Origin of the sequence: Plantibacter sp. ME-Dv--P-095 (assembly GCF_030209365.1) — a bacterium.
Taxonomy (GTDB): Bacteria; Actinomycetota; Actinomycetes; order Actinomycetales; family Microbacteriaceae; genus Plantibacter.
Genome location: NZ_JARVSB010000002.1, coordinates 117,164 through 142,122 on the forward strand (window position 1 = coordinate 117,164; position 24,959 = coordinate 142,122).

A 24,959-nucleotide genomic window follows, 5' to 3' on the forward strand; every position below is an offset into this window, starting at 1 on the left:
GATGGCTGAACCTGCCGGGGCCAGTGTGGGGGAGACACGGCCCCGACAGGTTCGGCGATCGGGACGGCGAGCGTCAGGGGCGACGTGCTGCGGTGTCGCCCTGCGGCATGTCGGCTGCCGCGCGTTCGGCGCGTCGAGCGTCGAGCAGGGACGGTGTGATCGCGAAGGTGATGCTCGACGAGCGGCGGGGTGCGTCCTCCCGGAGGAAGCCGAGACGCTCCGCGAGGGCGATGGACCGGGTGTTCCCGGGTTCGATGACAGCCGTCACCGTCGTCGCCCCGACCTCGGTGAACGCCAGGTCGAGCATCGCGGCCGAGGCCTCGCTCGCGAACCCCTGGCCGCCGGCAGCCGGGTCGAGCACCCAGCCGATCTCCACCGAGCGCTCGGTCGGCCGCACGTCGCGGAGGTGCAGGGAGACGTCGCCGACGAGCTCCCCGTCCCGTTCCACGGCCAGCGCGAGGAAGTCGCCGGACTGCCACAGGCGGCGGTGTCCCATCCGATGGCGCAGGTGCTCCAGGGACGCCTGGCGGTCGCGGACCGGCCACGGCAGGTGCTCGACGACCTCGGGGGAGGACTGGATGCGGTACCAGGCCTCGGCGTCCTCGAGGCGGTGACGCCGCAGGACGAGGCGGTCGGTGCGGATCGGGTGCGCGTCGACCGGCGTCTCGATCCGCGGCCCGCGGAAGAGGCGAGGGCGCGAGACCCCTGCCGGGATCAGCGGACGGAGTGCTCGGACGACCTCGCCGAGGGTGACCCGCAGACCCTGCGTCGCTCCGGGCGCGTCACCCGGCCGCCGGCGATGGCGGGAGGTGTACGGCGTGCCCAGGGGCTCTGCTCGGGTCATGCCCTCCACGGTAGGCACCTCGCTCATGCGCTCGGCCTGAAAAGATATGAGCCCGCTATGAATCGCCCGTCGCTGCGTGTTCCCCGCACCGGACGACGGATAATCGATGCATGCCCTCCGACCTGCCGACGCAGGTCGTCGACTCGGGGCGCCGCCGGGCGGTCCTCGCCAAGCTTCCGCGGATGTACCGGGCCGACGGCTCGCCGATCCGTGTCCTCCTCGTCGACGACGAGGCGGTCCTCACCGACCTCGTGAGCCTCGCCCTCGGCTACGAGGGGTGGGTCGTGGACGTCGCCACCAACGGGCGCGAGGCCGTGCAGCGGTACCGCGCCGAGCGACCCGACGTCGTCGTCCTCGACATCATGCTGCCCGACATGGACGGCTTGAGCGTCCTCCGCCAGCTCCGCAGCTTCTCGCAGGGCGAGCCGGAGTCGGGCACACCGACCCTGTTCCTCACGGCGCGGGACTCCGTGGACGACCGCATCATGGGACTCACCGCCGGTGGTGACGACTACATGACGAAGCCCTTCTCGCTCGAGGAACTCGTCGCACGCCTCCGCGGCCTGCTCCGCCGGACCGCCCACGTCGTGTCCGACGACGACTCGCGCATCACGATCGGCGGCCTCTTCCTCGACGAGCGCAGCTACGAGGTCAGCCGCGATGGTGAGCCCGTCGCGCTCACCACCACCGAGTTCGAACTCCTGCGCTACTTCATGCGCAACCCGAAGCGCGTGCTGAGTCGCGCACAGATCCTCGACCGGGTGTGGAACTACGACTTCGCCGGCAAGGCCAGCATCGTCGACCTCTACGTCTCCTACCTGCGGAAGAAGATCGACGCCGACCGTGCGCCGATGATCCACACCGTCCGCGGGGTCGGGTACGTGCTGCGGCCCGTCGAATGAGCACCGGAGCGGTCCCGACCGCGGGCGTCCCGACGTTCCCACCGAAGCAGCGGCACCCGTGGACCCTGCAGCGCCGCCTGGTGACCGGCATCGCCGCCGTCATCGCCGCGGTCCTCGCGGTCTCCGGCGTCCTGACCATCGTCACGGTCGAGGCGTCGGTCACCGCGGTCGTCGACACCCAGCTCACCGGTTCGATGGAGGCCTTCGAGCACTCCGTCGTGAAGTTCCACGACCAGCAGTCCCGCGACGGGGCCGTCGCCGACCCGGATGCGACACGGGGCGAGCCCGGCTACGTCAAGCCGTTCGTCGACTACGTCGGCCACGGGCCAGGGACCCTCATCGCCCTCATCACCGATGGCCAGGTGGTCGACTCGGCACGGTTCACCCAGTCCAACGCGAAGGCGCTCGACGTCCGCACGCAGGCGCTCATCGAGGAGGCCGCAGCCGCCGGCGGCACCGAACGGCAGAACATCGGCCTCGGGTCGCTCGGCGGATACCGGCTCGAGTTCCTCGACCACGGCGACGGCGAGACGCTCGTCGCCGGGGTCTCCCTCGCCACCCCTCGCGCGGCCGTGCAGCAGGAGGCGATCGTCATCGCGATCCTCGCCGTCCTCGCCCTCGCCGTCACGATCGTCGGGGCGATCATCGTGGTCCGGCTCGCGCTCCGCCCGCTCTCGCGGGTGGCCGCCGCCGCAGCCGAGGTCTCGACGCTGCAACTCGAGCGAGGCGACACGGGGATCGACGTGCGCGTGGATCAGGCCGACACCGACCCGCGGACGGAGATCGGCAAGGTCGGCGAGGCGCTCAACGGCCTCATCGACCACGTCGACCGGGCGCTCGCCGTGCGCGCCGCCACCGACAAGCGCATGCGGCGCTTCGTCACCGATGCGAGCCATGAGCTGCGGACGCCGCTGGCCGCGATCCAGGGCTACGCCGAACTCACCCGCCAGGACAGCGAGAACCTCCCGCCGATGACGGAGCACGCCCTCGCCCGCATCGAGTCGGAGGCGACGCGCATGAGTTCGCTCGTGAGCGAGCTGCTCCTCCTGGCTCGACTCGACGAGGGCCAGGACCTCCACCTGGACGACGTGGACCTGAGCGACCTCGTCGCCGCCGCGGTGAGCGATGCGGCGGTCTCGGCTCCCGGGCACCACTGGTCGGTCGACGTGCCGGAGCGCGCGATCATCGTCCGGGGCGACCGCGAGCGGTTGCACCAGCTCGTCGTGAACCTGCTGTCGAACGCCGCGGTGCACACCCCGGCCGGCACCTCGGTGGTGACGCGCATCGCCGCGCCGAAGAACGCCGACGAGCCGCAGCGCGCGGCCCTCACGATCGCGGACGACGGCCCCGGCATCGACGAGGCGTTCCTCCCTGAGCTGTTCGACCGCTTCGCGAGGGCCGATTCGTCCCGGTCTCGGGCCGCGGGCAGCACGGGACTCGGTCTCGCGATCGCCCTGTCGATCGCCGAAGGGCACGAGGGCGCGATCGAGGTCGCTTCCTCGCCCGCCGGCACGACGTTCACGGTGACGTTGCCGTGGTCGGGGCCCTCCGACGAGCACCCCGCCGTCCGGTCGTCGGCCGGTGGCGCGGCCGCGGTGCACCCGGACGAGGTCCCCTCGGCCCGGTCCTGACCGCCGCCCTTCGACAGGCTCAGGGACCGGGGGCCACCGAAGCACCCCGCCCCGGTCACCGACCCACCCACCCCGGTCACCGACCCACCCACTCCGGTCACCGAGCCTGTCGAGGTGCGGCCTCAGCCGGCGGCGCGGCGGAGCGCCACGAGTTGCTCGGCCGAGTGCGCGAGGTGTGCACGCAGTTCCGCCTCGGCGTGGTCGCCGAGGAGTGCGTCGACGAGCCGGTCGTGCTGGCTGATGAGTTCCTCCGGCGGGAGGACGCTCCGGAGCTGCACCATGAACAGCCCGAGCTCGGCGAGCAGTCCGGCGTGGGCTTCGAGCAGCCTCGGACTGCCTGCGGCGGCCACGATCGCGTGATGCAGCTCGGCGTGGGCCCGCTCGATGCGGCGTTGCCCGTGGGGTCGTGCGGTGCAGGCCGTCCGGAGCGCCTCGTTCGCCGCGACGATCGCGTCGTGCGGTCGCGGTCCTGCCGCCGATCGCGTCCGGAGCAGCCGGAGTGCCTCGACCTCGATCGCCGTGCGGTACTCCATGAGGGCCAGGACGTCCGCATCGCTGAACGACCGCACCCGTGCGCCGCGGTAGGCCTCGAACGTCACGAGGCGTTCGGCCGCGAGCATCTGGAGCGCCGCGCGGACGGTGTGCCGGTTGACGCCGAACCGGGTGGTGAGGGCGGCCTCCCGGAGCGGCTCGCCCGCGACGGTTCGGCCGTCCAGGATGTCCTCCCGCAGCGCGTGTGCGACGGTCTCGACGGCGGTCATCGGATGCCCGGGCGACGGCTCCGGCGCGCCGGCGTCACGAGGATCGCCAGCCCGGCGAGCAGGAGTGCGGCGCCGACGACCGTGGTCGGCCCGAACGACTCGCCGAGCAGCAGGATACCCAGCAGGGTGGCCGTCATCGGTTCGAAGAGGGTCAGCGTCGCGACCCGTGAGGCGGGCAGCCCGCCGAGCGCGTAGCCGAAGAGCAGGTACCCGGCGAGGGTGTTCACGAGCGCGAGCCAGGCGACCGCGAGCGCTCCGGGGACGGTGGCGATCCAGGCGACCTCGGTGGCGAGGAGCACGGGCAGGGAGACGACCGCGGCCGAGCCGAAGAGCGCCGCCATGGTGCCGAGGGGGCTCCAGCCGTGGTCGATGAGCGCTTTGCTGCAGAGCGTGTAGAGGGCGTAGGAGGCGCCGGCACCCACCGAGGCGAGCAGCCCGTCCACGGTGACCTCCCCGACGCCGCCGGTCAGGCCGGACAGGACGGCGACGCCGGCGGCCGCGACCACGGTCGCGAGGAACCAGCGGGCGCTCGGGCGACGTCGATGGATCGCCCATTCGAGGAGCCCGGTGATGGCGGGTGCCGAGCCGAGCGCGGTGAGGGTGCCGATCGCGACGCCGTTGCGCTCCGCGCCGAGGAAGAAGAAGGGTTGGTAGGCCGCGACACCGACGGTTCCGAGGACGATCGCCGCGATGAGCGCCGGCCGGCCGAGCGGCGTGGCCCGCGGACGAGCTGCGGAGGGGGAGTCGGTGCGGGCCACCATCGCTCGCCTCGCCACGACGGCCCACACCAGGACGAGGAGGACGCCACCGAACACGATCCGTGCGGCGCCGAAGGCGACCGAGCCGACCTCGATGGGGAGGAGGGCGTGCACCGTCCCCGTCGTGCCGAAGCACACGGCGGCGAGGATCGCGGCCGCAACCGGGAGGCGCTGCGCCGCCGGGGCTGGAGCGCTCTGGCCGGCCGAGGTGGCTGATCGGGTCATGGGGACAGCCTGGCGGAGGATTGTGTAACAATCAACGCCCGACGTCGTGGGACCACGTACGACGACGCCCGCCGGCTCGAGGGGCAGGCGGGCGTCGTCGCGATGGCGGATCAGTTGATGGAGGCGACCATCGAGACGCCGAGCAGCAGGGCGGCACCGGCGGCGACGATCAGGGCCAGCGCGAGCATGGTGCCCGAGATGATGACGGCGGTGAGCGCGAAGCCCTTCGAGCGCGGTTTGCGGGCCAGGGCGATGATGCCCATGACGAGCGAGGCGATCGGGAGGAGGACGAACGAGGGGGCCACGATCGCGGCGATCGACAGCGCGAAGGCGATGATCGACAGCGTCTGCGTGGAGCTCTCGCGGTCTGCCGCCGCGGTGGCCGGCACCGGCGGGAGGGCGGCGAGGGCGGTGGTCTGGGTGGTGGGGATCGTCTGGACGGGTGTCGTCTGATCCGGGAGGGGTGTCGTCTGGGCGAGCGGGTCCGTGCCGAACGATTCGGTCGGGGCGTCGGCCAGGGTCACGTCCTCGGCGGGCGAGGTCGTGGGGGACTCGGTGGTGGCTGAGGCGGACATGGGCTTCGTTCCTTCCTCCGCGGTTGCGGAGCTGTCTCCGCGGTTGCGGAGCTGTTCGGTTGCTGGTGCAAGCCTCCTCCGATCGTGTCCGTCGCGGATCGCCCGCGCGCCCGATCTTCCCTCGTCCTGCGGGACCATCCGGGGTGACCGGTCCGTGGGTCGGTGGTGCCACCACGGTGGACACATCACGGATCGTCCAGGATGTCCCGCATCAGATTCAGGCTTCCTGCGCCGCAAGGGGAGTGCCTATCGTGGCGGGGGCATGACCCGCCGCATCGGAGCCGCTGTGCTCGTCCTGCTCGGAGCCTCCGCGCTCGCCCTCACCGCAGCCGTTCCGTCGGCCTCCGCCGCCACCACCTCGAGCTGGGCGGCGTGGCCCACCTTCTCCGGCGCCTCGGTTCGTACCAGGGCACGATGACCTTGGCCGGGCAGCCCGCCCTGACCGCGACGCTCACGAGCGACTCGCTCGGCGGCGCGAACCTCGTCTCCGGCGCCTCGAACTGGCTGGCGGCGTCGACCCCGGTGGGCGCGAAGTACGGCAGCAGTCGTGATCAGCCCTATCTGAACCTCCGGCCGAAGGCGAACAACCCGGCGTCGCCCTCGACCACGACCTACTCCTTCTCGACGCCGACACCGCCGTCCGGCTGGACGTTCGTGCTCGGCGACATCGACGCCGACCAGGTCACCGTGACGGCGATCGGTCCCGACGGGGTCGCCCTGGCAGCGGACGAGCTCGGGTTCAACGGAGGATTCAACGCGTGCGCTCCCGGCCTGACCGGCAAGCCCTCCTGCACCGGTTCCGCGACGGACGTCCCCACCTGGGATCCCGCGACGCAGGTGCTGCGCGGCAACGCCGCCGCCGCCGACACGAGCGGTGCGGCGGCCTGGTTCGAGCCTTCCGCTCCCATCTCCAGCCTCACCTTCTCCTTTCAGCAGCGCGCAGGGTTCCCGGTGTTCCAGACGTGGTTCGCGTCGATCGCGCGTGACGTGACCGGTACCGTGACCGACCAGGTCACCGGTGGTCTGGACGGCGTCGGCGTGCGGCTCATCGACCGCGACGGCCGGGTGGTCGCCTCGACGACCACTGCCGATGGAGGCGCCTACGCCTTCCAGGGCTACTTCGCGACCGACGGCTACACCGTGCAGCTCGTCCCGCCGGCCGGCAAGATCGCCGTCGAGGCGACGCGGGTCGGCGCCGACCTCACTGACACCGACGCGATCGCGGACTTCGTCGTCCGCGACATCGTGCCCGTCGCGGTCTCCGGCACCGCCCTCGACGCCGATGGTGTCCCCATCGTCGGGGCCACCGTCACGATCGACGGCGTGGGGAGCGTGACCACCGACACCGACGGGGACTATCTCTTCGACACCGTGCCGGTCGGCGACCACACGCTCGTCATCACGCCACCGGCGGGGTACGCCGTGCAGATCGCGCCGTCCCCGTTCTCCGTCCCGGCCGGGAGCGAGACGCCCATCACGGCACAGGACTTCGTGCTCGTCGCGAACCCGCGCCTCGGCGGCGTGATCAGTTCCGGCGGGGTCGGCGTGGCCGGGGTCACCGTGAGCGCCGAGGGTCCGAGCGGCGTCGAACGCGCCGTCACGGCCGCCGACGGCTCGTACAGCTTCCCGCTCCTGCCGGCGGGGTCGTACACCGTCTCGATCGTCGCGCCCGAGGGCTACGTCGTCTCCGGAACGGCGACGCGCTCCGAGGAGCTCGCCGACACGGATCTGGACGCGGTCGACTTCGAGCTCGCCCGGCTCGGCACCGTCATCGGTGATGTCCTGACGGACACGGGTACGCCCATCTCCGGAGCCACCGTGACGGTCGAGACGCCGACGGGCCCGGTGGTGTTGACGACGTCCGGTGAGGGCTCCTACGGGCTCGCCGACCTGCCACCCGGCGACTACCCGGTGACGCTGACCGTGTCGGCAGGGTATTCCGTCCCCGATGGCGGGGTGACGACCGCGGTCGCGGTCGTCGGCTCGGACGGTTCGGTGCAGACGGTGCCGAGCTTCGTGCTCGTCGTGGACGCGGTGCTCGGTGGGCTGACCGGAACCGTCGAGACGGATGCCGGAGCCCCGCTCGCGGACGTCGGCGTGACGGTCGACACCCCGGCCGGCGAGGTCGTCGTCACGACGGACGCCGAGGGCGCCTATCTCCTCGACGATCTCGCCGCGGGGTCGTACGAGGTCACGGTGACGGTGCCATCGGGCTACACCGCCGAAGGTGCCACCTCGGCCGTCGCGATCGTCGCGGCCGACGGATCGGTGGTCTCCGTGCCCGCGTTCGTCCTGGTCCCGGATGCCGTCACGCCCGTGCCCTCGGCGACCCCGAGCGACCCCGCCGTGCCGGGCACCTCGGGCCGCCTGCCCTCGACCGGCGCGGACACGATGCCGTGGATCGTCGCGGCCGGAGTGCTCTTCGTGCTCGGAGCCGCCGGCGTCGTGACGGCCGCGGTCCTCCGACGTCGACGTGCCGAGCGGGACACCCCGTCCGACGTTTGACCGCTCCGTCGTCCCGAAGGGGATCGGAGCACGCGGCTCGTCCGTAGACTTGGGCGAGCCGCGCTCCGACCAGGGGCGCGGATCGCATTCGTGAACGGGGACCCGTGGACGTCATCGGCTGGGTGGACGGCGCCACGACGGCGTTGCCCGATCCGATGATCTGGCTGGTCGGCCTCCTCTTCGCCGTGGCGGAGTCAGGGCTCTGGCTCGGCCTGCTGGTGCCGGGGGAGCCCGTCGTGCTCCTCCTCTCGGCGATGCTCGACTCCGGTCCGGCCGCGCTCGTCCTGTTCCTCGCCGTCGCGCTCGGTGGATCGCTCGGAGACCACCTCGGCTTCCTCATCGGTCGTCGGAGCGGCGGGCGCCTCCGCGACACGGCCGTCGTCCGGCGTCTCGGCGTCGGCGGCTGGGACCGGGCGGTCGAGGCGCTCGAACGACGCGGAGCCCAGGCCGTCTTCCTCACCCGCCTCGTCCCCGTGCTCCGGTGCCTGACGCCGGCCGCGGCCGGGGTCGCCCGCGTGCCGTACCGATCGTTCCTCCTGGCGTCGGTGCTCGGTTCGCTCCTGTGGTCCGCCGTCTTCGTCGGGGTCGGTTCGCTCGTCCGCGTCGTGCTCGACGGGGTCCGCCAGTACCTCGGCTCCGCCGGGTGGGTGCTGCTGCTCGCGCTCGTCGTCGTGGTGTCGGCCGTCGCGATCGTCCGCGCTCGACGGGGCCTCGCGATCCCCGGCGACGAAGCGATGATCCCGGTGACCCTGCACGAGAAGACGCCGCTCGCGCGCCTCCGCACCCAGCTCTTCGCGGACGACGACTGGCGGAACCTGCCCAATGCGATCACGGCGGGACGCATCCTCCTGCTCCCCGTCTTCGCCGTCCTCGTGATCACCGGCTCCTACTGGGCGGCGCTCGTCGTGGGGGCGGTCGTGTTCCTGAGCGACGTCGCCGACGGGCAGATCGCGCGCCGGACGGGGGCCGTCTCGGCGCTCGGCACCTGGCTCGACGGCGTCGCCGACCGCTTGACCGTCGTCGTGGTCGCAGCCTCCTTCGCCGTCGCGCAGATCATCCCGTGGCAGGTGTTCGTCGTCATGATCGTGCCCGACCTCCTCCTCGCGTTCATCGCGGTCGTCGCGTTCCGCGGGACGCCCGAGGTGCCGGTGAGCCTCGCCGGCAAGATCCGTACGGTGCTCCTCTTCGTCGGCTTCTTCGCGTTGCTCACGGGGCTCGCGCTCGGCGGTGGTGATCCGGCCTCGCCGCTGTCCCGCGTGTTCGGCGGTATCGGCTTCGTCGCGATCCTCCTCGGGCTCGTCGGGCACTTCGTGGCGGCGACCCAGTATGCGCGACGCATGATCGTCACCTGGCAGCGGCAGGGTGTCAGCCTGTCCCGCTGATCCCGGCCGGCTGTGCTGCCGGCAGCTTCCCCGAGACGCGCCCGGCGTGGACGCAGGCGGTGTCGTTTAGGCTCGGAGCATGCCAGTCGACTATCCGGACCTCGTCATCTTCGACTGCGACGGCACCCTCGTCGACACGGAACGCATCTCGGTGCGGGTGAACCTGCAGCTCCTCAACGAGGTCGGCGGCGACTACACCGAGGCCGAGGTGCGCGAACTGTTCGTCGGCGCATCGCTCGAGACCTACGCGACGCTCGTCGAAGCGCGGCTCGGCAAGCCCCTCGAGGCCGACTGGATCCAGCGCTGGAGCGACATGTTCCGCGGGATCTGCGAGCGCGAGCTGGAAGCGGTCGACGGTGTCGTCGACGCCCTCGACGGCATCGCGGCGACCGGGGTGCCGTTGTGTGTCGCCTCGAACGGCATGTTCCACGACGTCGTCCGGAACCTCGGCCAGGTGGGTATCCACGACCGGTTCGCCGGGCGGATCTTCAGCGCCACCGACGTCGCCGTCGGCAAGCCGGCCCCGGACCTGTTCCTGCATGCGGCCGCCGACTTCGACACAGCCCCCGAGCGGTGCGCGGTCGTCGAGGACAGCGTCGTCGGCGTCCTCGCCGCACGGGCCGCGGGGATGACCGTGTACGCCTACGCCGGTGGCATGACCCCGGCCGAGCGCCTCATCGGCGACGGCACCCACGTCTTCGACGACATGCGTGAGCTGCCCGACCTCATCCGAGACACCTGGGCGGAAACCGCCACCACGCGCTAGCCGCGACTGCGCAGTTCCGGGAACCGGCCGTCGTCAGGCACGGTGGCTCCTCCGGCGTCCGGGGCGGTCGCATCCTGCTCCTCGACGGCTCGTCGCGGGCGTTCACCGCCGCGCGCGACGGCCTGGCCGAACGCCTGCGGTCCCGTCGTCGCGAGGCGTCTCCAGGGCAGGGTCCCCTCGATCTCGATCTGCAGGGAGAAGCTCAGCAGGGTGCGGATGACGACGATGATCGCCAGGACGGCTGCGTCGGTCAGCGACGGCGTGGAGGTGACCGTCTTCACCAGGTCGGCGGCGACGAGGATCTCCAGCCCGAGCAGGATCACCGAGCCGATCGTCTCCCGCAGCATCCGGAAGGCCCGCCCGCCGTCACGGGTGCGGAGCCACAGGCGGGCCGACAGGGTGACGGCGATCACGAAGCCCACGACCATCGCCCCGACACCGGCGACCTCGAAGACGATGGTGACCAGCTCGAAGAAGTCCATGCGCCCATCATCCTCGTCGCCTCGCCGGACGGGAAGCTGCGCCGACCCGCTATGGTGGTCGCGAGTGACACGGGGTGCCGATCCCATGACGACCGGCTGAGAACACACCCGTCGAACCTGATCTCGTTAGTCCGAGCGAAGGGATGTCGCGAATGAGCATTCGCACACCGCAGCAGTCTGCCCACCCGTCCACCGACGAGTCCGCCGCCGGCGGGTTCGCGAGCGCCGCGGGGGACCTCCTCGACCGCCTGCGCGAACACACCCCGCTCGTCCAATCGATCACGAACGCCGTGGTCACGAACTTCACGGCGAACGTCCTCCTCGCCGTCGGTGCCGCCCCGGCGATGACCGACATCCCCACGGAGGCCGGGCCGTTCGCCCGCATCGCCTCCGGCGTGCTCCTCAACCTCGGCACACCGCAGGCGGAGCAGCGCGAGGCCATGATCGAAGCCGCGACCGCCGCGAACGAGGTGGGCACCCCGTGGGTGCTCGATCCCGTCGCGGTCGGGTCCCTCCCCGTCCGGACGGCGCTCGCCGCAGAGCTCCTCGCACTCCGGCCGACGATCGTCCGGGGCAACGCGAGTGAGATCATCGCCCTCGCCGGCCTCGGCGCCGGCGGTCGCGGGGTCGACAGCACCGACTCCGTCGACAGTGCGATCGAGGCGGCGACCGCGATCGCGCGCCGCTCGGGAGCCGTCGTGGCGATCTCGGGGCCGACCGACGTCATCACCGACGGTGAGCGCATCGTCCGCTGCTCCAACGGGCACGCCTGGCTCACGCTCGTGACGGGCGGCGGGTGCGCGCTCGGCGCCGTGTTCGCCGCGTTCGCCTCGCTCGACGACGACCGGTTGCTGACGACGGTGGCCGCCACGAGCGTGTACACGGTCGCCGCTCAGCTTGCCGCCGCGGAGAGCCGCGGGCCCGGGTCCTTCGCCCCGGCGTTCCTCGACCGCCTCCACCTCCTCGACGCGGAGACCGTCCGCCGACTGGCGGTGGTGGCATGAGCGCCGGGACGATGTCCGACGGGGTGCACGCGGCCCGTTCGCACGCCGCCCTCGTGCGCCGGGCCATGGCGACGTATCTCGTCACGGACGCCTCGGCCAGCGGCGCCCGGGGCGTACTCGACGTCGTCCGCCGAGCCGTCGACGGCGGGGTGACCGCGGTGCAGCTCCGGGAGAAGACCGCGACGGCCCGCGAGCTGTTCGAGCTGACGCTCCGTGCCGCGGAGCTCGTCTCGGGTCGAGCCCTGCTCCTCGTCGACGACCGGGTCGACGTCTTCCTCGCCGCCCGTTCCGCCGGCGCCGTCGTCCACGGTGTCCACGTCGGGCAGAGCGACCTCCCGGTCGACGCGGTCCGCCGGATCGTGGGTGACGCGGCCGTGGTGGGCTTGACGGCGAACACGCCCGCCCATCTCGCCGCGGTGGCCGCCCTGCCCGCGGGGACCGTCGACTACCTCGGCGTCGGCGTGATCCGCCCCACGGCGACGAAACCGGACCACCCGGAGCCGCTCGGCGTGGACGGGTTCGCCGCGATCGCCGCCGCCACCCAGCTGCCCTGCGTGGCGATCGGCGGGGTCGGGCTCGCCGACACCGCGGCCCTTCGATCGGCGGGTGCCGCCGGGCTCGCGGTGGTGTCAGCCATCTGTGCCGCCGACGATCCGGCCGCGGCGGCTCGCGCGTTCCGTGCCGCGTGGGACGAGGTGCCCGCGTGAGCGCCACCGACTCGCTGAGGACAGCCCCGGCCCGGCCGTCGCACGACGCGGGGATCGGGCGACGGCCGCTCGTCACGAGGACCACGCCGCGGGTGCTGAGCATCGCCGGCACCGACCCGACCGGCGGCGCCGGTGTCCAGGCCGACCTCAAGAGCATCGCCGCGAACGGTGGATACGGCATGGCGGTCGTGACCGCCCTCGTCGCGCAGAACACCCGCGGTGTCCGTTCCGTGCACACCCCGCCCGTCGGGTTCCTCCGTGAACAGTTGGACGCGGTGGCCGACGACGTCGTCATCGACGCCGTCAAGATCGGCATGCTGGGCGACGCACGGATCATCGAGGCCGTCGCCGCGTGGCTGCGCGAGACCGTGACCGGACCCGTCGTGCTCGACCCCGTCATGGTGGCGACGAGCGGCGACCGCCTCCTCCGGCAGGACGCCGAGGCCGCCATGCGCGAGCTCCTGCCGCTCGTCGACCTCGTCACCCCGAACCTCCCCGAGCTCGCGGTCCTCGCGGACGAACCGGTGGCGGAGCGCTGGGCCGACGCCCTCGCGCAGGCGCGGCGGGTGTCGGAACGGGCCGGGGTGATCGTGCTCGTGAAGGGTGGGCACCTATCCGGGGTGGTGGACTGCCCGGACGCCCTCGTCGACGCCGGCGGCGGCCTCGGTGCCGGCCGCTCGCTCGTCGAGTTCGACGGACCTCGCGTCGCCACGACGAACACCCACGGGACCGGCTGCTCCCTGTCGAGTGCGATGGCGACCCTCGTCGCCCGCACCGGCTCCTGGTCGGAGGCGCTCGGCGCGGCGAAGTCGTGGCTCACCGCGAGTCTCGAGGCGGCGGATGCGCTCGAGGTCGGCGCGGGGAGCGGGCCCATCAACCACTTCGCCACGGTGTGGGAGTCGGCGGGCCTCGGTGCGCGCCGGGCGGACGGTGCCGCGCTCGTCGCGGGCTGGTGGGACGACATCGCGGAGCTGCGGGCTCGGATCGACCGGCTGCCCTTCGTCGCGACGCTCGCCGACGGCACCCTCGATCCGGCCCGGTTCGCGTGGTACCTGCAGCAGGATGCGATCTACCTCCGCGCCTACTCGCGGGTGCTCGCGCGGGCGAGCGCGCTGGCCCCGACCCCCGAGGAACAGGTGTTCTGGGCGACGGGCGCCGCCGGCTCGATCGAGGCCGAGATGGAACTCCATCGCACCTGGCTCGAGGCCTCGGCCGCAGCTGGGGAGGAGATGGAACCGTCGGCGACCACGACGGCCTACCTCGACCACCTGCACGCTGCGAGTGTCGACGGCGACTACGGACGGGTGATCGCCGCGGTCCTCCCGTGCTACTGGATCTATCAGGATCTGGGGGAGCGGCTCGTCCAGGCGTCGCACGCCGCGCACCCGTTCGCCGCGTGGCTCGACACCTACGCCGATCCCGCCTTCGCGATCGCCACCGCGCGCGCGATCGAGATCGTCGCCGGTGCCGCCGAGCGCGCGGACGCGACGGGACGTCGGGCGATGCGTCGGGCGTTCCTGGCCTCTGCGGCACACGAGGAAGCCTTCTTCGCCGAGCCGATACGATGAATGGCGGATCGGCCACCGCGGTCGTGGACCACGAGGGAGGCCCCTGATGCTGACGAGCAACGAGTACTTCGACGGCAACGTGAAGTCGATCGGCTTCGCCACGCACGAGCCGGGAGCCGAGTCGGCGAGCGTCGGGGTCATGGCTCCGGGGGAGTACACCTTCACGACCGGCAAGGCCGAGGAGATGTCCGTCATCTCCGGCCGACTCCGCGTCCTGTTGCCCAACACGAGCGCCTGGCAGGACTTCGGCCCCGACGCCCAGTTCAGCGTCCCGGGGAGCAGCAGCTTCCAGGTCCAGGTGGAGGTCGCCACCGCCTACCTCTGCCGCTACCTGAACATCTGAGCGGCTGCCCTTCGACAGGCTCAGGGACCGGTGGGTGCGTCTCCGGCCGGTCTCGGCTCAGGGTCCGGCGACGACCTCGAGGGTGAAGACGACGGTCGAGTCGTCGGAGCGGTTCGTCAGCGTCACGTCGGTGCTGCCGACGGCGAGGGGCTGCAGGCCGGGGTTGAAGGAGGCGCCGCCCCGGGAGCCACCGGGCACGTACTCGGCGATCGACGGGTCCTCGATCTCGGCGGACCAGGCGTTCGGGTCGACGGCGACGAGGTCCACCACGTTGTCCAGCCCGACGGAGATCGTGCGGCCGTCCTGATCGACGAGCTGGACGATGACGGGCGCGATCACGCCGGCGGCACTCGCGGAACCCTGGCCGGAGGGTTCGTCCGAGCTGCCGGTGCACGCGCTGGTGCCGAGGAGGGCTCCGACGATCGCGATCACGGTGAGCCCTCGGGTGGCGCTGCGCATGGTGATCCTCTCTCGGCGTGACCTCACCCTACCGTCGGGCGGCGACGGACCTCAGGACCGCTGGGCCAGCGCGTCGGCGGCCGTGCTGAGACGACCGTCCTCCATGACGAGCACCTGGTCCATGCGTCCGAGGTGAGTCCGGTCGTGGGTGACGAGCAGGGTCGCTGCGCCCGACGATGCGGTGAGTTCGAGGATGAGCTCGATGATGGCGGAACCGCGTTCGTGGTCGAGCGCGCTGGTCGGCTCGTCGACGACGAGCGCGTCCGGCTCGTTCATGAGCGCCCGGGCGATGTTGACGCGCTGCCGCTGACCACCGGAGAGCTGGTGCGGCCGTTTGCCGGCCTGGTCCGCGAGTCCCACCGCGGCGAGCAACATCGTGGCCCGATCACGGGTCCGTGCCCGGTCGGCCCGGGAGGCGCGGCCGCCGAGGGTCCCGAGCACGCACAGCTGTTCGAGGGCGGTGAGCGACGGCAGGAGGTTGGCCTGTTGGAAGACGATACCGAGGTTCGTCCGGCGGAAGTCGGTGGCGGCTCGACGGTCGAGCGAGGTCACGTCGATCCCGGCGACCTCGACGGTGCCGCTGTCGGGGCGGATGAGTCCGGCCGCGACGGCGAGGACACTCGACTTGCCCGAGCCGGACGGGCCGGTGAGCGCGGCGACGGTCCCGGCCGGGACGATGAGGGTCGCGTGGTCGACGGCGGTGACGCGGTGGTCGCCGTCGGGGAAGGTGAGGGAGACGTCGGTGAGCGAGATCATGCGGGGACTCCGATGGTGACGGGGGTGGGTGCTGGAGTGGATGCGGTGGCGGAGCCCGGGTTCACCGGTTGCCGCCGAGCGCGGTCAAGGGATCGGCCGACAGGATCGACCGCAGCGCGAACGCTGCGCCGACGAGCCCGAGGGCGATCATGATGACGCCGGGCAGGAGCGTCGTCAGTGGGCTGAGGACGAACGGCAGCGCCGTGCCGGCGGCGGAACCCAGCACCGCCGTGAGCCCGATGCCGAGCCCGACGCCGAGGAGGAGCAGGACGGACGCCTGACCGAGCGCGTCGAGCGCGAGCCGCCGGGTCGTCGCCCCGAGCGCTTTGAGGATCGCGACGTCACCCGCGCGCTGCATGGTCCACACCGTGAAGAACGCACCGATCACGAGCGCCGAGATGCCGAACAGCATGCCGACCATGAGCAGCAGGGATCCGATCTCGGAGCGGAACGAGCCGATCGCGAGCAGCGAGGAGAGGACGTCCTTCGACACCGTGCCGGTGGCCTGCTCAGCTGCCGTGACGGCGTCCGCGGTCGGGGTACCGGAGATGGCGAGGGCCGTCGCGCCGTCTGCCGGGGCGCCGGAAGCGCCTTGGATCGACCGCCAGCTCGCGAGGCTCGTCCAGACGACGGGCGTGTGGCTGTACCACTGGTCGTCGACGACCGCGCCGACCGTGAGCGCCTCACCGCCGGCCGAGACGGTGTCACCGCGGACCACGTGGAGGGCTTCCGCGGCGGTCCGGCTGAGCCGGGCCGTGCCGTCGGCGGGTGCGTCGGGTGTGCGCTCGGCGCCTGCGGCGGCGCCGGCGGCGTCGGCGGTCCCGAACACCGCCACCGCGGTGCGTGCGTCGTCGGTCGTCAGGCGCGTCTGGCTGATGCCGAGCTCCAGGACGTGGTCAACGCCGGGGACGGCTGCCCACCGGTCGGCCGTGGCCTCGTCGATCGCCGAATCCGCGAACGTCGCCGGTCCGTCGTCGGCCGGGCCGGCGAGGACGATGCTCGACGCGCCGAGCCCGGTGATCGCGGAGATGTTCTGGTTCGCCAGGCCCGCCGTCAGGCCACTGAGGAATCCGACGAGCAGGGTGATGAGGGTGACGACCGCCCCGATCAGCACGAAGCGACCGGTGGCGAAGCGCATGTCGCGCCAGGCGACGAACATGGGGACTCCTTGTCGGCCGCCCGACGGCGTCTCCGTGGTGCGGCACCCTCTCAGCGTCGTCGAGCCGAGGCGGCACGGCATCGTCGGACGGGAGGGTCTCCTGGCACGGTCGGATGGAGGCGACGTTCCACCTTTCTGATGATTCGCCCCGACGGCTCGCGTCGTACGCTGGGCGGATGAAGCACTCGGCACTCAGCCCCGTGTTCACCGGCCTGCAGCTCGGCCTCCACGGCCTCGTCACCGCACTCATCGCGCTCGTGATCGTGCGATCCGTCTCGGTCGGTGGCCCGACGATGTCCGCGGCGCTCGTGTTCGCCGTCGTCATGCTGGCCACCTACACCGCCGGTGCCGTCGTCGGTGGTCGGCTCCGCCGGACGGCCACCGCGCCCACCGACCACGGTGTCGCGGCCACCGGGGCTCGTCGAGGTCGCTCCTTCGTCCTCGCCTGGTTGGTCTTCCTCAGCGTCGAGTGGGTGGTCCTCGTCCTGCTCAGTCCCGATGCGGCCTACCTCGTCTTCCCGTTGTTCTTCCTCTACCTCCACCTGCTTCCACGGGCCGTCGCGGTCCCAGCCGTCGTCATCGCCACGCTCTCGGCGATCGTCGCGATCGGTCTGCACGCCGGGTTCAGCGTCGGAGGCGTCGTCGGTCCGCTCGTCGGTGCGGCGGTGGCCGTGGCGATCGGCCTCGGCTACGAGGCGCTGGCTCGGGAGGCGGCCGAGCGTGAGCGGCTGATCGCCGACCTCGTCGCCGCCCGGGAGGAGCTCGCCAGGAGAGGGCAGGAGGCCGGCAAGCTGGCGGAGCGGGAGCGCCTCGCCGCCGGGCTCCACGACACGGTCGCCCAGGCCCTGTCGAGCATCCAACTGCTCCTGCATGCGGCCGAACGCTCCGCGGGCGAGGGGTCTGGAACCGGACAACTGCGCTCCCACATCGGCCTGGCGAGGGACGCCGCCGCGACCGCGCTCGCCGAGACACGCAGCCTCATCGACGAGCTGAGCCCGCCGGCGTTGGTGGGTGCCACGATCGCGGACGCACTGGGCCGGCTCGCGGAGACGACGACCGCGGAGAGCGGCACACCGGTCGCCACGACGGTCACCGGTGACGCCTTCGTCCTCGGCACGCCGGTGACCACCGCGCTCCTCCGGGCCGCGCAGAGCAGCCTCGCGAACGTCGTCCGTCACGCCGGGGCGACCCGAGCGGACGTCACGCTCAGCTACCTCGACGGAGAGGTCATCCTCGACATCGACGACGACGGTGCCGGGTTCGATCCGGCGACGGTCGTCGAGCGGGCTGCGGGCGGCTCGTTCGGCATGGTGTCCATGCGTCGTCGCATCACCGAGTTGGGCGGCGCCGTCGACGTCCGGAGCGCACCCGGTGCCGGGACGACCGTCACCGTCCGGTTCGCCGCACCGACCGCGACACCGACTCCGGACTCGACACCGGCACCGGACACGAGCAGGGAGGAAGCGACGATGCGCGACGGTGGGACCGATGCCTGAGGGCGCGAGCGAAGCCGGGGCCCGAGTGGTCGTCCGGGTGGTGGTGGCCGACGACCACCCGATCGTCCGAGCCGGACTGCTCGCCGTCCTGGCTCCGATCGCCGACATCGAGGTCGTCGGGACGGCGGCGACCGCGGCCGAGGCGGTCGCGGCGGCACCTCGAGCCGACCTGGTGCTCATGGACCTGAGCTTCGGCGACGGCCCCACCGGCATCGATGCGACGCGGGAGATCAGGGCACGCCCGGAACCACCCTCGGTCCTCGTGCTGACGAACTACGACTCCGACGCAGACATCCTCGGTGCGATCGAGGCCGGGGCCGCCGGGTACCTCTTGAAGGATGCCGCGCCCGAGGACCTCGTGGACGGCATCCGCTCGGCGGCCGGCGGGAACTCGGTGCTCGGCCCGGCCGTCGCGACCCGCCTGGTCGCACGGGTGAGCGCGCCGCAGCAGGCCTTGAGTGCACGCGAGATCGAGGTGCTCGCACGCGCCGCCGAGGGGCTCACCAACCTGGAGATCGCCGGACGACTCCACGTCGGGGAGACGACGGTGAAGTCGCACCTCGCCCACATCTACACGAAGCTCGACGTGTCGAACCGTTCGGCCGCCATCGCGGCAGCGCAGCGCGCGGGCCTGTTCCGCACCCGCTGAGCAGGGCTAGGCGCCCTTGACGTGCTCGTACGCGGCGAGGGCCGCCTGCCTCGTCTCACCGAGGTCGACGATCGGCTCCGGGTAGTCGGGCGTCCCGAACTCCGGCACCCACCGCTTGATGTAGGCGTCGTCGGGATCGAACCGTTCCCGCTGGCGTTCCGGGTTGAAGATCCGGAAGTACGGCGACGCGTCGAAGCCGCTCCCGGCGACCCACTGCCAGTTGAACGGGTTGGACGCCGGGTCCGCGTCGACGAGGGTGTCCCAGAACCACTCCTCACCGAGCCGCCAGTGGATGAGGAGGTTCTTCGTCAGGAACGACGCGACGACCATCCTGATCCGGTTGTGCATGCTGCCGGTCGTCCACAGTTCGCGCATACCGGCGTCGACGAGGGGGATGCCGGTGTGGCCGGTGGTCCAGGCGGTGAAGGCGTCCTGGTCGACGTCCGGCCAGGGGAAGCGGTCGAAGGCCTGCCGCCAGTTGCGGGTGGCGAGGTCGGGGAACGCGAAGAGGCAGTGGTAGGCGAAGTCGCGCCAGCCGAGTTCCTTGAGGAACGTGGCTCCGTCGTCGCCGAGGTGTCGGCGGTGGTCGCGAGCCGCGTGCCAGATCTGCGGTGAGCTGATCTCCCCGAACCGCAGGTGCGGCGACAGCCCGGAGGTCGACGGCTGGGCTGGGAAGTCACGATCCTCCGCGTACCCGGAGACCCCACCGTCGAGGAAGTCGGCGAGTCGTGCGTCCGCTCCGGCCTCGCCCGGCGTCCACTGTTCGCGGAGCCCACCCGCCCAGTCCGGCTTCGTCGGGAGGAGGTCCCACGATCCGAGCTCGTCACCGTCAGGCGCGTCCGAGACGCCGGTCAGCTCGGTGGGCGCGGGGAGCGGATGCCTCGGCGGGTTCGCCGAGTGACGTTGCAACGACGCCTTCCAGAACGGGGTGAACACCGAGTAGGGCTGGCCCTGCCCGGTGACGATCTCCCAGGGTTCGGCGAGGAGGTTCGCGGCGAAGCTCCGGGCGTCGAGGCCGGCGTCTTTCAGTTCCGTCTTGATCCCGGCGTCGATCTCCCGTTCCGCGGCTCCGTAGCGACGGTTCCACAGCACCGCGCCGGCTCCGAGGGAGGTGGCGAGTTCGGGAACGATCGTGGCCGCACTCCCCGAGCGGAGGAGGAGGGTGCCGCCGAGCCCGCGGATGTCCTCCCCGAGCGCCTCGAGGCTGTGATGCAACCACCAACGGGAGGCCCCGCCGAGCGGTCGCAGCTCTTCGCTGTCGTCGAGGACGAACAGGCAGAGGATCGGTGCGCCGAGCTCGACGGCCGCGTGCAGTGCGGGGTTGTCGGCCAGGCGGAGGTCGTCACGGAACCATACGATCGTCGGGGCAGTGGCCATCCCGTCAGCCTACGCGGCGCGCTGGTCCGAGCTGCGGGGTTGACCGCAGCCGCAGCCGTCCGCTCCGGTCTCCGAGCCTGTCGAGGTGCGCTCAGCTCAGCGCGGCCTCGCGGTCGAGCAACGACCGCTTGACGTCGAGTCCCCACGCGAAGCCGCCGAGCGAGCCGTCCGTCCGCAACACACGGTGGCAGGGGACGAACAGGGCGGGTGCGTTCGTCGCGCAGGCGCTCGCCGCGGCGCGGACCGCCGACGGTCGACCACTCGCCGCGGCGAACTCCGTGTAGGTCACCGGGCGTCCTGCGGCGATCGTCCGCAGAACCGTCCAGGCGTGGGTGCGGAACGGGCCGCCGAACTGGGCGACCGGGACCAGGTCGATCGCCGTCAGGTCACCGTCGTAGTACGCGCGGACGGCGTCCATCGCCTCGACGGTCCCCGCCACCGTCTCGCCGGGTCGGTCGGCGGGCCGGATCCGTTCGAGCATCACGCCGATGTCGTCGGACCACCCGGAGGAGAGCACCGCCCCGTCCTCCCGCGCGAGGACGGTGAAGGGGCCGTCCGGGGTGTCGACGGTCTGGCTGATCGCGGCGAGCTGCGCGCCGGACGCCCGACCGTCGCCGCGGCGGACGCTCGTGCTGGAGATGATGGTGGTCATGCTGCTGGGCCTTTCTCGAGGGCTGATGGTCTGGCGGTCGGTGCCGGTGTGGACGCCGCCTTCCACAGGTGGAGGCAGACGTACGAGCGCCACGGGGCGAACGCCTCCGCCTCCGCGGTGAGGGTCCGGGCGTCGGAGGGCAACCCGAGCCGGCCTGCCCCGGTGCGGACGGCGACGTCGCCGGGCAGGAACGCGTCGGGGTTCCCGAGCACCCGCATGCTGACGTAGTCGGCCGTCCAGGGGCCGATCCCCTTCATGGCGAGCAGGCGGGTCCGGAGCTCGTCGCGGTCGTCGCCGAACCCGATGGCCAGCTCCCCGGAGACGAGTGCCCGTGCCACACCGAGCAGACTGTCGATCCGCGCTCGGGGCCCGACGAGTGCCGCCTCCCCGCCGTCCGCGATCTGCGTCGCCGTCGGGAAGAGGCGATGCAGCCCGTGCCGTTCGGGGACCGTCGTGCTCACCTCGTCCGCGAGACGGCGGAGCTGGGTGCGCGCCGCGGCCACGGTGATCTGCTGGCCGACCATCGCCCGGACCAGCATCTCCTCCGGGTCGACCGCCCCCGGGAGTCGGATGCCCGGTGTGGCCGCGACCGAGGGAGCGAGCCGAGGGTCGGCCGAGAGCACCGCGTCGGCGGACGTCGGGTCGGCGTCGAGGTCGAAGAGTCGGCGGACCCGGGCGACGAGCACCGGCAGGTCGGCGAGGTCCGTCACCTCGGCGGTCAGTCGGAGGTCGTCGCCGAGCTGCCGGACCTCGAACCACGCCGTGCCGCCGGGGAGTGCGAGAAGCCGGGAGTAGTGGTCGGGCCCGGCCAGCTCGACGCCCGGGACGGCTCGTGGCGCGAGCCAGGCGAAGACCCCAGCGGCGTCGAAGGGGCGTCGGAACGGGAGCGAGAGGGTGATGGAACCGGGGTCCGGTTCGCCGATCCTGCGGTGCTTCGCCCGGAGTTCCCCGGGGGTCAGCTCGAACACCTCGCGCATCGTGTCGTTGAACTGCCGGATGCTCGAGAACCCGGCGGCGAACGCGATGTCACCGAAGGGGAGGTCGGTTCCGGTGAGGAGCTGGCGCGCGCCCTGGGCGCGATGGGCCCTGGCGAGCGCGAGGGGTCCGGCGCCCAGCTCGGCGGTGAGGATGCGCGTCAGATGACGGGTCGAGTAGCCGAGGCGCGAGGCGAGTCCCGGAACGCCCTCGCGTTCCACGACCCCGTCGGCGATGAGCCGCATGCTGCGAGCGGCGACGTCGTTGCCGAGGTTCCAGGCCGGCGTCCCCGGCACCGCCTCGGGCAGGCATCGTTTGCAGGCGCGGAAGCCTGCCTCGTGCGCGGCGGCGCTCGTCGCGTAGAAGGTGACGTTCTCGGGCTTCGGGGTCCGCGCCGGGCAGGACGGACGGCAGTAGATCCCGGTGGAGCTGACGGCCGTGATGAACTGCCCGTCGAAGCGCTGGTCGCGAGCCTGGATCGCGCGGTAGCGTTCCGCGAAGTCCGTGCGCCGTGTGTCGTCCATGACCAGAGTCTGACACGCACCACCGACCCGGACGAGCGGGAATCGGACACGGCAGTGGGGCGGCGCGGGCTCGCCCTCCGACCGTGTCAGGCGCCGCGGAGCTTGTCGCTCAGCGTCGCGAGCGTGGTCATCTCCTCGGGGCTGAGCGAGGTGGTCACGCGCTCGGCGATCGTCGCGCCGTGGGCGATGGCGACGGTGCGGTAGACGTCGTAGCCGGCCTCCGTCATGCGCACGAGCGTGCCGCGTCCGTCGTCCGGGTCCGGGCACTTGCCGACGAGACCGCGGGCGACGAGTCGGTCGACGAGGCGGCTGATGCTCGGCTGCGACAACAGCACGCTGGAGTTGAGATCGCGCAGGCGGATGCGGTGGTCGGGCTCGCGCGACATCGTGTGGAGGACGTCGTACTCGTTCAGGGAGATACCGTGGCTCGGGAAGTCGTGCGAGATGTGCCGCATGACCTCGACCTGGGCGCGGAAGAGCGATTCCCATGCGGCGATCGCGAGTCGCCTCTCATCCATGCTGTCTCCTGGTGCTGTCCGACGATCCACCACCTGAATCTATCCTGGACGGCGCATGAGCAGCACTTCGGGACGGATGCTTGCGCATCGGGCGGACCCCGGACATGGCGAGAGCCGGTCGCAGAGGCTACGACCGGCTCTCTTTCCCTTGCACCAAGAGTGTCCTGCAATCACATTCCGTCAGCTGCCACAGCAAACATCTGACGTTCCAAAACCATATAACGGATCGGTAACGAGCGGTAGTTATCGAACTGTTATTTTTACTGGGAATTCCCCGAGTGACGCTACCGGCGCGGAGCGTCCGGGCTCACTCCTGCGAGCCACTCGGCACGACGTCGACGACGCGCACCGTGATCGTCGGAGCGGCAGCGTCGTCGGGCGAGGGGAGCAGCTCAGCGATCGCGCGGTGCACCGCCTGCGCAACGGCGGGCGACGCGTGTTCCGCGGCGACGGCGACGTTCGCGTGCACGGACACGGCGCCGCGGACCCGCTTGACGCTCACGCGCGCGCTCTGGTCCGGTGCGCCGAGGAGCGCTCCGACGCCCTCGCGCGCGGCACGCACCAGCGTCGGTTCGGCCGCCGTGAGCCGGACGACCCCCGGCACCGCCTCGACGGCCGCGTCGAGGACCATCGCGAGCGTGTCGAGCTCGTCGCCCGTGTCCGTCAGGTCACTCACCGTCCCCCACCTCTCCGTGCTGCTCGGCCTCGAAGTGCAGGTCGTCGACGACGACGTCGAGCCCCGCCACCACCAGGTCGGTGTGCTGCACGAGACTCGCGCGCACCTCCTCGCGGAACTGTGCCACAGCCTCGGCGACCGAACGGCCCCAGCCGATGCTGACCGTGACGTGCAGGGTGATCGGCTCGCCGACCACCGTCACGTCGCCGTCGAGCACACACCGGCCGACGAGCACGCCGGGGGTGCGGTCGCCGGCACCGCGGACCAGGCCGCGGACCGTCCCCTCCGTGATGACGAGTGCCGCATCGTCGTCGGCCGTCGCGAACGGGATGTCGCGGCCGGCCTTGGCCTCGCGGCCGATGTTCTCCATGATCCCGCGGATCCAGTCCTGGTCGAGCGTCGTGACCGCTTCCTCGTCGGCCTCGAGCAGCGGCGCCGCGAGTGAGCGGACCCGCCGCAGCGAGCGGAGGATCCGCTGGCACTCGGGGGAGTCGTCGATCGTGGGGTCCGCCGGCAGCATGTCCCGTTCGAGGTAGTCGGTGAGGGCGTCGATGCCATGTGCGCACCCGCCCGGCTCGAACCCGTCGCTCTGGGTCCCGTCGGTCATCGCCACCCCTCCATCTCCGTCATCAGTTTCGCTCTCGCCCTGGCGAGGCTCCCTCGCACGCTCGCGACACTCTGCCCGAGCTGCTCGGCGATCTCCTCATAGGAGTACCCGCCGATCTCGCGGAGCACCCAGGCCTGGTGCTGTCCGTGCGGCAGTCTGTCGAGCGCGGCTGACAGGGCTCCCAGCTGTGAGGACGCCTCGGCCTTCCGCTCCGGCCCGTCGCGTTCCGGCGCCTCGATGACGGCGTCGTCGGTCGAGTCGGTGTCCTTGCGCTGCCGCATGAGGTCGATCGCCCGCCGGCTGACGATGCGCATCAGCCAGCTCTTCACCATCGCCCCGTCCTCGAGCGTGTCGATGCGCTTCCAGGCCGAGATGAGCGCCTCCTGGACGACGTCGTCGCCGTCAGCGGAGGAACGGGTGAGTCGGACGGCGTATGCCTTCATCATCCGGCCGTATCGGGTGATGAGCACCTGGAAGGCGCGGGTGTCGCCGTCGACGCAGCGCTCGACGAGGGTGCGGTCCGTCGCCTGATCGAGCAGGCTCACGGGTGTCCGCGCAGGCTCAGCTCCCACCGTGCAGCCACCTCTCTGATCCGACCCGCGACATCGTGCGACCGCTTTCCCCAGAAGGGAGCGTGACATCAGCGGGCCACGCTCCG

General features: G+C 71.9%; 27 protein-coding genes and 1 riboswitch. Of the genes, 12 read left to right on the forward strand and 15 right to left on the reverse strand.

Annotated elements, in window-relative coordinates; translation table 11 throughout:
- Positions 1–73: 73 nt before the first annotated feature.
- A complete protein-coding gene (locus tag QRN26_RS01625) occupies positions 74–844 on the reverse strand; it encodes a GNAT family N-acetyltransferase (RefSeq protein ID WP_285035026.1) in 771 nt (256 codons plus the stop codon).
- Between the two features lie 110 nt (positions 845–954).
- Between QRN26_RS01625 and QRN26_RS01630 the strand changes: the two genes are divergently transcribed.
- Positions 955–1,746, forward strand: a complete 792-nt coding sequence (locus tag QRN26_RS01630; protein WP_056013818.1) for a response regulator transcription factor — start codon at positions 955–957, stop codon at positions 1,744–1,746.
- The gene (locus QRN26_RS01635) at positions 1,743–3,377 is read left to right on the forward strand and encodes a sensor histidine kinase (protein WP_285035027.1); all 1,635 of its coding nucleotides are present in this window, start codon (positions 1,743–1,745) and stop codon (positions 3,375–3,377) included. Before QRN26_RS01630 ends, QRN26_RS01635 begins: the two co-directional genes overlap by 4 nt.
- Positions 3,378–3,499: 122 nt before the next feature.
- Here the strand turns inward: QRN26_RS01635 and QRN26_RS01640 are convergent, their stop codons facing one another.
- From QRN26_RS01640 to QRN26_RS01650, 3 genes are all read right to left on the reverse strand, one after another.
- On the reverse strand, positions 3,500–4,138 hold the full coding sequence (locus tag QRN26_RS01640) for a GntR family transcriptional regulator (protein ID WP_285035028.1): 639 nt from the start codon (positions 4,136–4,138) through the stop codon (positions 3,500–3,502).
- Positions 4,135–5,121 carry a DMT family transporter gene (locus tag QRN26_RS01645; RefSeq protein WP_285035029.1) on the reverse strand — a complete coding sequence of 329 codons (987 nt, stop codon included), beginning with the start codon at positions 5,119–5,121 and terminating at the stop codon, positions 4,135–4,137. The genes QRN26_RS01640 and QRN26_RS01645 overlap by 4 nt, the downstream gene beginning before the upstream one ends.
- 110 nt (positions 5,122–5,231) lie before the next feature.
- A complete protein-coding gene (locus QRN26_RS01650; protein ID WP_285035030.1) occupies positions 5,232–5,696 on the reverse strand; it encodes a hypothetical protein in 465 nt (154 codons plus the stop codon).
- A 262-nt stretch (positions 5,697–5,958) separates the two neighbouring features.
- Here QRN26_RS01650 and QRN26_RS01655 point away from each other — a divergent pair, with 262 nt between their 5' ends.
- The 4 genes from QRN26_RS01655 to QRN26_RS01670 all read left to right on the forward strand — a co-directional run bounded on the left by QRN26_RS01655 (position 5,959) and on the right by QRN26_RS01670 (position 10,349).
- Positions 5,959–6,114, forward strand: a complete 156-nt coding sequence (locus QRN26_RS01655; RefSeq protein ID WP_285035031.1) for a hypothetical protein — start codon at positions 5,959–5,961, stop codon at positions 6,112–6,114.
- Complete coding sequence (locus tag QRN26_RS01660) at positions 6,069–8,201, forward strand: carboxypeptidase regulatory-like domain-containing protein (protein WP_285035032.1); 2,133 nt, start codon at positions 6,069–6,071, stop codon at positions 8,199–8,201. The genes QRN26_RS01655 and QRN26_RS01660 overlap by 46 nt, the downstream gene beginning before the upstream one ends.
- A gap of 104 nt (positions 8,202–8,305) precedes the next feature.
- The gene (locus QRN26_RS01665; RefSeq protein ID WP_082455631.1) at positions 8,306–9,583 is read left to right on the forward strand and encodes a CDP-alcohol phosphatidyltransferase family protein; all 1,278 of its coding nucleotides are present in this window, start codon (positions 8,306–8,308) and stop codon (positions 9,581–9,583) included.
- Between the two features lie 79 nt (positions 9,584–9,662).
- Positions 9,663–10,349 carry an HAD family hydrolase gene (locus QRN26_RS01670; RefSeq protein ID WP_056013833.1) on the forward strand — a complete coding sequence of 229 codons (687 nt, stop codon included), beginning with the start codon at positions 9,663–9,665 and terminating at the stop codon, positions 10,347–10,349.
- Here QRN26_RS01670 and QRN26_RS01675 read toward each other — a convergent pair.
- Positions 10,346–10,831: a DUF1622 domain-containing protein gene (locus tag QRN26_RS01675; protein WP_285035033.1), complete on the reverse strand. Its 486-nt coding sequence runs from the start codon at positions 10,829–10,831 to the stop codon at positions 10,346–10,348. The two genes, QRN26_RS01670 and QRN26_RS01675, sit on opposite strands and share 4 nt — an antisense overlap.
- 60 nt (positions 10,832–10,891) lie before the next feature.
- Positions 10,892–10,992, forward strand: a riboswitch (TPP riboswitch).
- Between QRN26_RS01675 and thiM the strand changes: the two genes are divergently transcribed.
- The 4 genes from thiM to ppnP all read left to right on the forward strand — a co-directional run bounded on the left by thiM (position 10,975) and on the right by ppnP (position 14,453).
- Positions 10,975–11,835 carry a hydroxyethylthiazole kinase gene (gene thiM / locus QRN26_RS01680; RefSeq protein ID WP_502927341.1) on the forward strand — a complete coding sequence of 287 codons (861 nt, stop codon included), beginning with the start codon at positions 10,975–10,977 and terminating at the stop codon, positions 11,833–11,835. It overlaps the preceding riboswitch by 18 nt.
- The gene (gene thiE / locus QRN26_RS01685; protein ID WP_285035035.1) at positions 11,832–12,542 is read left to right on the forward strand and encodes a thiamine phosphate synthase; all 711 of its coding nucleotides are present in this window, start codon (positions 11,832–11,834) and stop codon (positions 12,540–12,542) included. Before thiM ends, thiE begins: the two co-directional genes overlap by 4 nt.
- Positions 12,539–14,110, forward strand: coding sequence for a bifunctional hydroxymethylpyrimidine kinase/phosphomethylpyrimidine kinase (locus QRN26_RS01690; protein WP_285035036.1), 1,572 nt, complete (start codon positions 12,539–12,541; stop codon positions 14,108–14,110). The genes thiE and QRN26_RS01690 overlap by 4 nt, the downstream gene beginning before the upstream one ends.
- Positions 14,111–14,156: 46 nt before the next feature.
- Positions 14,157–14,453: a pyrimidine/purine nucleoside phosphorylase gene (ppnP, locus tag QRN26_RS01695; RefSeq protein ID WP_056013836.1), complete on the forward strand. Its 297-nt coding sequence runs from the start codon at positions 14,157–14,159 to the stop codon at positions 14,451–14,453.
- A 57-nt stretch (positions 14,454–14,510) separates the two neighbouring features.
- Here the strand turns inward: ppnP and QRN26_RS01700 are convergent, their stop codons facing one another.
- The 3 genes from QRN26_RS01700 to QRN26_RS01710 all read right to left on the reverse strand — a co-directional run bounded on the left by QRN26_RS01700 (position 14,511) and on the right by QRN26_RS01710 (position 16,827).
- Positions 14,511–14,912 carry a hypothetical protein gene (locus tag QRN26_RS01700; protein WP_056776792.1) on the reverse strand — a complete coding sequence of 134 codons (402 nt, stop codon included), beginning with the start codon at positions 14,910–14,912 and terminating at the stop codon, positions 14,511–14,513.
- A gap of 51 nt (positions 14,913–14,963) precedes the next feature.
- Complete coding sequence (locus tag QRN26_RS01705) at positions 14,964–15,668, reverse strand: ABC transporter ATP-binding protein (RefSeq protein WP_056776791.1); 705 nt, start codon at positions 15,666–15,668, stop codon at positions 14,964–14,966.
- A gap of 61 nt (positions 15,669–15,729) precedes the next feature.
- Positions 15,730–16,827, reverse strand: coding sequence for an ABC transporter permease (locus QRN26_RS01710; RefSeq protein WP_285035037.1), 1,098 nt, complete (start codon positions 16,825–16,827; stop codon positions 15,730–15,732).
- A gap of 176 nt (positions 16,828–17,003) precedes the next feature.
- On the opposite strand from QRN26_RS01710, the gene QRN26_RS01715 reads away from it, so the two are divergent.
- Together QRN26_RS01715 and QRN26_RS01720 are read left to right on the forward strand one after the other, a co-directional pair.
- A complete protein-coding gene (locus QRN26_RS01715; protein WP_082455627.1) occupies positions 17,004–18,323 on the forward strand; it encodes a sensor histidine kinase in 1,320 nt (439 codons plus the stop codon).
- On the forward strand, positions 18,316–18,972 hold the full coding sequence (locus QRN26_RS01720; RefSeq protein ID WP_285035038.1) for a response regulator: 657 nt from the start codon (positions 18,316–18,318) through the stop codon (positions 18,970–18,972). The genes QRN26_RS01715 and QRN26_RS01720 overlap by 8 nt, the downstream gene beginning before the upstream one ends.
- A gap of 6 nt (positions 18,973–18,978) precedes the next feature.
- Here QRN26_RS01720 and QRN26_RS01725 read toward each other — a convergent pair whose 3' ends face one another.
- The 7 genes from QRN26_RS01725 to QRN26_RS01755 all read right to left on the reverse strand — a co-directional run bounded on the left by QRN26_RS01725 (position 18,979) and on the right by QRN26_RS01755 (position 24,846).
- Complete coding sequence (locus tag QRN26_RS01725; RefSeq protein WP_285035039.1) at positions 18,979–20,349, reverse strand: cryptochrome/photolyase family protein; 1,371 nt, start codon at positions 20,347–20,349, stop codon at positions 18,979–18,981.
- 91 nt (positions 20,350–20,440) lie between these two features.
- The gene (locus QRN26_RS01730; protein WP_285035040.1) at positions 20,441–21,001 is read right to left on the reverse strand and encodes a methylated-DNA--[protein]-cysteine S-methyltransferase; all 561 of its coding nucleotides are present in this window, start codon (positions 20,999–21,001) and stop codon (positions 20,441–20,443) included.
- Positions 20,998–22,500, reverse strand: coding sequence for a DNA-3-methyladenine glycosylase 2 (locus tag QRN26_RS01735; RefSeq protein ID WP_285035041.1), 1,503 nt, complete (start codon positions 22,498–22,500; stop codon positions 20,998–21,000). The genes QRN26_RS01730 and QRN26_RS01735 overlap by 4 nt, the downstream gene beginning before the upstream one ends.
- An 86-nt stretch (positions 22,501–22,586) precedes the next feature.
- Complete coding sequence (locus QRN26_RS01740) at positions 22,587–23,018, reverse strand: MarR family winged helix-turn-helix transcriptional regulator (RefSeq protein ID WP_056776776.1); 432 nt, start codon at positions 23,016–23,018, stop codon at positions 22,587–22,589.
- Between the two features lie 307 nt (positions 23,019–23,325).
- The gene (locus QRN26_RS01745) at positions 23,326–23,694 is read right to left on the reverse strand and encodes an Asp23/Gls24 family envelope stress response protein (protein WP_056013859.1); all 369 of its coding nucleotides are present in this window, start codon (positions 23,692–23,694) and stop codon (positions 23,326–23,328) included.
- On the reverse strand, positions 23,687–24,301 hold the full coding sequence (locus tag QRN26_RS01750) for an Asp23/Gls24 family envelope stress response protein (protein WP_285035042.1): 615 nt from the start codon (positions 24,299–24,301) through the stop codon (positions 23,687–23,689). The genes QRN26_RS01745 and QRN26_RS01750 overlap by 8 nt, the downstream gene beginning before the upstream one ends.
- Positions 24,298–24,846, reverse strand: a complete 549-nt coding sequence (locus QRN26_RS01755) for an RNA polymerase sigma factor (protein WP_056013865.1) — start codon at positions 24,844–24,846, stop codon at positions 24,298–24,300. The genes QRN26_RS01750 and QRN26_RS01755 overlap by 4 nt, the downstream gene beginning before the upstream one ends.
- Between the last annotated feature and the right edge of the window lie 113 nt (positions 24,847–24,959).

What these genes read in the sequence shown, in the direction of transcription:
- ppnP (WP_056013836.1), top strand. Translation starts at nt 14,157, where the DNA reads ATGCTGACGAGCAACGAGTACTTCGACGGCAACGTGAAGTCGATCGGC.
- QRN26_RS01710 (WP_285035037.1), bottom strand. Translation starts at nt 16,827, where the DNA reads ATGTTCGTCGCCTGGCGCGACATGCGCTTCGCCACCGGTCGCTTCGTG.
- thiE (WP_285035035.1), top strand. Translation starts at nt 11,832, where the DNA reads ATGAGCGCCGGGACGATGTCCGACGGGGTGCACGCGGCCCGTTCGCAC.
- QRN26_RS01730 (WP_285035040.1), bottom strand. Translation starts at nt 21,001, where the DNA reads ATGACCACCATCATCTCCAGCACGAGCGTCCGCCGCGGCGACGGTCGG.
- QRN26_RS01725 (WP_285035039.1), bottom strand. Translation starts at nt 20,349, where the DNA reads ATGGCCACTGCCCCGACGATCGTATGGTTCCGTGACGACCTCCGCCTG.
- QRN26_RS01635 (WP_285035027.1), top strand. Translation starts at nt 1,743, where the DNA reads ATGAGCACCGGAGCGGTCCCGACCGCGGGCGTCCCGACGTTCCCACCG.
- QRN26_RS01625 (WP_285035026.1), bottom strand. Translation starts at nt 844, where the DNA reads ATGACCCGAGCAGAGCCCCTGGGCACGCCGTACACCTCCCGCCATCGC.
- QRN26_RS01655 (WP_285035031.1), top strand. Translation starts at nt 5,959, where the DNA reads ATGACCCGCCGCATCGGAGCCGCTGTGCTCGTCCTGCTCGGAGCCTCC.
- thiM (WP_502927341.1), top strand. Translation starts at nt 10,975, where the DNA reads ATGTCGCGAATGAGCATTCGCACACCGCAGCAGTCTGCCCACCCGTCC.
- QRN26_RS01735 (WP_285035041.1), bottom strand. Translation starts at nt 22,500, where the DNA reads ATGGACGACACACGGCGCACGGACTTCGCGGAACGCTACCGCGCGATC.
- QRN26_RS01715 (WP_082455627.1), top strand. Translation starts at nt 17,004, where the DNA reads ATGAAGCACTCGGCACTCAGCCCCGTGTTCACCGGCCTGCAGCTCGGC.
- QRN26_RS01675 (WP_285035033.1), bottom strand. Translation starts at nt 10,831, where the DNA reads ATGGACTTCTTCGAGCTGGTCACCATCGTCTTCGAGGTCGCCGGTGTC.
- QRN26_RS01645 (WP_285035029.1), bottom strand. Translation starts at nt 5,121, where the DNA reads ATGACCCGATCAGCCACCTCGGCCGGCCAGAGCGCTCCAGCCCCGGCG.
- QRN26_RS01740 (WP_056776776.1), bottom strand. Translation starts at nt 23,018, where the DNA reads ATGGATGAGAGGCGACTCGCGATCGCCGCATGGGAATCGCTCTTCCGC.
- QRN26_RS01705 (WP_056776791.1), bottom strand. Translation starts at nt 15,668, where the DNA reads ATGATCTCGCTCACCGACGTCTCCCTCACCTTCCCCGACGGCGACCAC.
- QRN26_RS01640 (WP_285035028.1), bottom strand. Translation starts at nt 4,138, where the DNA reads ATGACCGCCGTCGAGACCGTCGCACACGCGCTGCGGGAGGACATCCTG.
- QRN26_RS01650 (WP_285035030.1), bottom strand. Translation starts at nt 5,696, where the DNA reads ATGTCCGCCTCAGCCACCACCGAGTCCCCCACGACCTCGCCCGCCGAG.
- QRN26_RS01670 (WP_056013833.1), top strand. Translation starts at nt 9,663, where the DNA reads ATGCCAGTCGACTATCCGGACCTCGTCATCTTCGACTGCGACGGCACC.
- QRN26_RS01750 (WP_285035042.1), bottom strand. Translation starts at nt 24,301, where the DNA reads ATGACCGACGGGACCCAGAGCGACGGGTTCGAGCCGGGCGGGTGCGCA.
- QRN26_RS01720 (WP_285035038.1), top strand. Translation starts at nt 18,316, where the DNA reads ATGCCTGAGGGCGCGAGCGAAGCCGGGGCCCGAGTGGTCGTCCGGGTG.
- QRN26_RS01700 (WP_056776792.1), bottom strand. Translation starts at nt 14,912, where the DNA reads ATGCGCAGCGCCACCCGAGGGCTCACCGTGATCGCGATCGTCGGAGCC.
- QRN26_RS01630 (WP_056013818.1), top strand. Translation starts at nt 955, where the DNA reads ATGCCCTCCGACCTGCCGACGCAGGTCGTCGACTCGGGGCGCCGCCGG.